Consider the following 1,328-nt stretch of genomic DNA (forward strand, 5'->3'; position numbering starts at 1 on the left):
CGTCCATGATGTCGCGCAGGTCATGCTCGGGCGGCCGGCCGAAATCCAGGGCCCTGCCACGGCGATCGAAACGCCACGCGGCCAGCACCGGCTCGCGCTGCCCGACATCGTTCCGCTTGCCGCGTCCCCGGCCGACTGGCGCACCCCAGCTTCCTTGGCAGCGCTGATCACGCCGGGCCGGCCCGCCCCGCTCACCTCCAGCTGTGAGCCCGCCCCTGCGGTCCCCGACGGCCCGGGCAGGCACGTCGCACATTTCACCACCGCCGAAGACGGAGACGCCTCGTGACCGCGGCCACCTACTAGTACGTCGATCTGCCTGACGCATCCGTGGTCACCACCCGGGCTCTGCTCACTGCCCGGGAGCACCTCCGCGACAAGGTCGCTGCCCGCGCGATGGTGCGCATCCACGGCGGTCCCGGCTTCGGCAAGACCCTCGCCATCAACACCTGCTTGCTTAAACTCGAACCCGGCGAGGCCGTCCGCAAGATCACCCTTCCGAGCCCCGCCCACCGCCCGAGCGGTGCCCTAGCTCAGCAAACTGGTCTTGCTGGTTCCTGGTTTGCTGGGGCCGGGTGCCTACGGGGTCCATCGCCACTCGTCGTGGAAGGAGGGGTGGTCGGCCCATTCTGTCGCTGCCCGGCTCAGGGATTCCCAGAGCGAATCGGCGCGGTGCCTGTTGCCATGCTGCAGTTCGAAGGTGAGTTGTCCGGCGAGGTTGGCAAGGGCGATGTCGAAGGCATTGGTGAGCCGGCGGACGCCGTCGTAGAGAGCCGGGCCGGTGTCCTTGACGGTGCTGCCAGCCTGGTTGCGCGCTTCAAGTGAGCGTGCCCGTACGAACTCGACCAGGGCATCGAGGTCCTGCTGGCCGTGGAGAGTGATCTTGTCGTTCACGGGTGGCTCCTGGAGATGTGTCGTCGAACGTGCATGATCAGGTCGGGGATGAAGAACTTATCGCGGAGTGCCATGTCCGGGTCCGGACTCCCGCGCGAGACTATTGATCACGAGGGGTTCTCTCCTGCCGTGCTACGCCCACCGCATGCCGATCTCGGACAGCTGCTCCACTCGGTCCGGGGTGCGCGCCGCGGCTCTGCTGCGCTGGTTGTCGATCCATGCCCCCCAGCTCACACCCCGACCGGGCTCGAACGCACAGGCCGGGACCATCCAGACAGGGAAGTCCTTCACTGAGCTTCTTCAGCGGTCACACCAGGGGGTGGACGGCTCTTCTCGGTTGAGTGGCTTCTGAGCTGCGACAGCAGTCGGCGTCGCGAGACGCAGCCGTCACCCGATCGGAGCCGTTCTGAAGAAGCTCACTGAGCCTTTTTCATCCT

The 1,328-nt window shown here is 66.8% G+C and carries 1 protein-coding gene and 1 pseudogene; both read right to left on the reverse strand.

From position 1 onward, the window contains the following. A pseudogene (locus ACZ68P_RS36195) lies at positions 1–94 on the reverse strand (IS5 family transposase); the annotation flags it as partial. A gap of 482 nt (positions 95–576) precedes the next feature. Continuing rightward, positions 577–891 (reverse strand): hypothetical protein, encoded by a 315-nt coding sequence (locus ACZ68P_RS36200; protein WP_471013621.1) that lies wholly within the window; start codon positions 889–891, stop codon positions 577–579. Positions 892–1,328: the final 437 nt, after the last annotated feature.

It is taken from the genome of Streptomyces sp. NPDC036822 (assembly GCF_055609145.1).